At 42.1% G+C, this 3,539-nt stretch carries 4 protein-coding genes and 1 pseudogene; 1 reads left to right on the top strand and 4 read right to left on the bottom strand.

Annotation, left to right across the window (positions count from 1 at the left end):
- Nucleotides 1-590: pseudogene (gene istA / locus ACO6VE_RS24090) on the top strand (IS21 family transposase); the annotation flags it as partial.
- A gap of 151 nt (nt 591-741) precedes the next feature.
- Here istA and ACO6VE_RS24085 read toward each other — a convergent pair.
- The 4 genes from ACO6VE_RS24085 to yhhA form a co-directional block, all read right to left on the bottom strand.
- Complete coding sequence (locus tag ACO6VE_RS24085; RefSeq protein ID WP_422447590.1) at nt 742-1,257, bottom strand: hypothetical protein; 516 nt, start codon at nt 1,255-1,257, stop codon at nt 742-744.
- 216 nt (nt 1,258-1,473) lie between these two features.
- Complete coding sequence (gene yhhC / locus ACO6VE_RS24080) at nt 1,474-2,073, bottom strand: cyclophane-containing peptide 2OG-Fe(II) oxygenase YhhC (protein WP_422447592.1); 600 nt, start codon at nt 2,071-2,073, stop codon at nt 1,474-1,476.
- Between the two features lie 4 nt (nt 2,074-2,077).
- Nucleotides 2,078-3,214, bottom strand: coding sequence for a cyclophane-forming radical SAM/SPASM peptide maturase YhhB (yhhB, locus tag ACO6VE_RS24075; RefSeq protein ID WP_422464001.1), 1,137 nt, complete (start codon nt 3,212-3,214; stop codon nt 2,078-2,080).
- Nucleotides 3,215-3,219: 5 nt separating this feature from the next.
- Nucleotides 3,220-3,369 (bottom strand): YhhA family cyclophane-containing RiPP, encoded by a 150-nt coding sequence (gene yhhA, locus ACO6VE_RS24070; RefSeq protein ID WP_422447594.1) that lies wholly within the window; start codon nt 3,367-3,369, stop codon nt 3,220-3,222.
- Nucleotides 3,370-3,539: the final 170 nt, after the last annotated feature.

Here is a 3,539-nt window from a genome sequence, read left to right as displayed (position 1 = left end):
GAGACAAGCTCTTTATTGACTACGCAGGTCAAACGATGCCTGTCGTTGACCAGTACACTGGTGAAGTACGACAAACACAGATTTTTGTCGCCACACTGGGAGCTTCCAACTACACCTATGCTGAAGCCACCTGGAGCCAATCGCTTCCGGACTGGGTCGGCTCTCATGTACGTGCCTTTGACTATTTTGGAGGCACTCCCTGCACACTGGTCCCTGATAATTTGAAATCAGGCGTAAAACAGCCCCATCGGTATGAACCGGTGATCAACCCCACCTATCAGGATCTGGCTGAGCATTATCAGGTAGCCGTTGTTCCCGCCCGGGTCAGGAAACCTCAGGATAAGGCCAAGGTTGAATCTGCCGTACAGGTGGTCGAACGCTGGATACTGGCCAGCCTGCGTAACCAGACATTCTTTACCCTGCCTGCACTGAACAAAGCGATTCGAAGCCTGCTGGATGAGCTGAATAACAAACCGTTCCAGAAATTACAAGGTAGTCGTCGTTCACTGTTTGATGAGCTGGACAAACCGGCACTCAAGCCTTTACCTGCAGAGCGTTATCAATACGCTGAGTGGAAAGAGGCCCGGGTACCAATGGCACTGACTTAAGCTCACTTCCCTTGGTATTTCTTGAGTCTGCGTGCCTGCGACCTTTAATGCTGGAGCCTTTTATGGGGTTTTGGCCGCTTCTTAACGGCCCTTGGCTCCGACCGACCGGGCCGATTTCCAACAATATGCTGTCCTATGTTCGGGAAACCAAGCCCTTTTTTTGTGTGCCAGGCTGAGGATATTCTTTCTGATTTTTCTCGGTGTCAGGCATCAACAATGTTGAACCATCAGTAAGCAGTACACGACGTTGATGCCATAGCCATGATTCTGGTGAGGCGTGATCAAGACTATTGCCAGATATGCGCAACAAACCTCCTAGGGATGCTTCACTCAACCGTTGCCTCGCTTTGCAATATGCGCTGGTGTCAGTGTTGGGCACTTTCTTCTTGTTGCCCCTGACGACCTGCTCTCTCGCTTCATCAATGAGGGTGTGGCGACATGATTTGGTGTCACTGGCCACCTGCCGCATGAACAAGGTTAATGTTTTGATGGGTGGAAAATCGCTTTCCCTGCAGCCGGGGTAACAATTCTGAAAAGAGTTAAGGCCATCAGAGGTAAGGATTGATGAAAATTCATCACTTTCAGTCTGTGCAAATTGGTGAAGGCATTCATCTGCAAGGGACAGAAACTCTTGGCTACACTTGTTCATGGCTTGCTCGGAAGGGAAATATTTAGGCTTGTGACTTTTTATAGTCGCTTCTTTCCGAGTAAGCCTTGAATTATCAAGGGCTGAGGCCTTAAGTCAATGCCATTGGAGTCTGCCCCCTGTTTAAACGCTTACAACAGGATAAGATTGCGGCCGGGCGCAATCTATCCTTATTCGTTTATGCGCCTTTTATTAGGTATCAAATCCGTGAAGAGAGGATTAAATGATTTCTTTTGGAGATGTTTCTCTAAAGGAATAGACAATTGTATATCTTTCACCATCATGAACAGTGCTAACAGCATGATGTGAATTTTTCGAAATCTCAAAGCCCTGAACCGAGGCGGATATTGGTTCTATTATATCAGACCATTTATCATTTTCTGGGTCTTCAAAAAATATCAAAAGACCACCACTGTGTTTAGTGTAGTTTCTGTTTAATTGAAAAAGAATTCTATGAGTTTCTCTTCCTTCTTTGTCAATAAAATCATTATGGACGCGGATTGTTTGCCCGGCTACTAGCTTGTGAGCGATAACATCGACTTTATCTGAAAGCTTCACTTTAAATATGCTTTCGATAGTATTGGTCAGTTGGGCAAGTGTTTCATCACTTGAAAGATGGGATATTTTTTCAGGTAAGTCTGTATGTAAAAGGCTAAATTCATACTGTTCATAAAAATCTGTCTCTACAAGCTCCCATGGTGCACTATCTTCAAACCATTCTATCCATGATAAAATATTTTCTTTACGAGAACTTGAAGTTCCAAAAAAATACTTAAATGGTTTTGTTTTTAGCTCATAGCTGTCAATTTGTGGAAACATACCATTACTCTACATTTTCTATATTCAAGCTTTCTAAACGCGAGCTAATATTTTCAATGAAAAATCGATGATCTTTGCAAAATACTGATGGGTTATTATAACCATTTGCTGCGCTCCATCTATACAGGGGCATCCCTCCTCCACATACTTTCAAGACAGGGCATTCAGCACATTCTTTAGCTGTAGGTTGTTGTAGCTTTGAAGCCTCAATGAATTCGGGAGAATCTAGTATCACCGACAATGGGGTGTTAGAAATATTTTTTCTGGTAGAAAAGAAGTCTGCACCATCAAATGATAATCGTAAAGTATCATTTTTTCTTATCTCACCATCAGTTTCGACAATAAGGATTCCAAAGGATTCCTCACCTCGACCTTCTTTTGAAGACTCTCCACCAAGTGACAACTTTATAATGTCATCAATGCTAGGAATTTTAGGTGGTTCTGGGTCTGATAAGTACGTTCCCAAAAGCTCCGTCATCCATGTTCCGTATTCTAGGGAGTCGAAAGAAAGCTTTCCTTTCGGGAGATAATCATGATTACCATCTTGAAATAAGAAGTCCATGCTTGGTGTATTTAGACTTTTAAGGAATTTGTATGTAACAGATGGTGATACTGATGGCTGGATTACTGATAAAGTTCCAGCAAAAAGGAAGCTGCTATCCTTGTGACTACTTAATTTTTTAATTCCTTGGATCGTACTTGCAAATGTACTTTTTCCGTTGTGTCCAACTCTTGCAATATCATTCGCGTATTTGTTACCGTCAATACTAACAGATACACTAACTCTTTTGGAGGAGAATAAATCAAGCAGCTTATTGGTAAGAAGGCCACCATTGGTTTGTAAGCTTATAGGGTAAAGATGTTCATCTAATTTTTCACGCAGCAATGTTAGCAACAATTTCAGACGATCATATCCTAATAATAATGGCTCGCCACCATGCAAGACTATAGCAAAACCTTGCTTTTGTTTTAAAGACTGCTCTATTAAGCGGTTGGAAAGTACCTTTATAGTCTCAACTGACATTCGTTTAGGTTGTTGCTCCCAACTAGTGTCTTTGCCTTGGTAAACATAGCAATAAGAGCAGTCTAAATTACACCGGCTTGCAGTTTTAATTAATACTGTGTCTAAAGGTACTTCCACTACGGTTACTGACCTCTGTTATGGCGATTATGAGTTCTATCGTATCTAGACATGGTAGTCTTACTATTTCTAACTTCCTCCATAAGGCGGGCTAGAACAGGACTGGCTGAGTTGCTTGGTGCGAATTTGTTTTTTGTAGTTGTTGAAGCTTGCATTTTTTAATCCTTTTTTTGTCGCAAGGGAATTATATAAGTATTTTGCCCTGTATCTCAAGAAAAAAAATGAAGCGCGCTAACCAGCTACTCCCGATGAATACACGTCAGCTGCCACAACCAGAAAACTGACATACTCATAATTTCTGAAAACACAAGAGAACCCTCAACTT

The organism is Endozoicomonas sp. ALB115, assembly GCF_049310245.1.
GTDB lineage: Bacteria > Pseudomonadota > Gammaproteobacteria > Pseudomonadales > Endozoicomonadaceae > Endozoicomonas.
Note: the sequence above shows the minus strand (reverse complement) of the source record. Positions and strands in the feature narration are given on the sequence as shown.

Bases quoted from the DNA above. Each gene is read 5' to 3' on its own strand.
- ACO6VE_RS24085 (WP_422447590.1), bottom strand. From the start codon at position 1,257: ATGAACAAGTGTAGCCAAGAGTTTCTGTCCCTTGCAGATGAATGCCTT.
- yhhC (WP_422447592.1), bottom strand. From the start codon at position 2,073: ATGTTTCCACAAATTGACAGCTATGAGCTAAAAACAAAACCATTTAAG.
- yhhA (WP_422447594.1), bottom strand. From the start codon at position 3,369: ATGCAAGCTTCAACAACTACAAAAAACAAATTCGCACCAAGCAACTCA.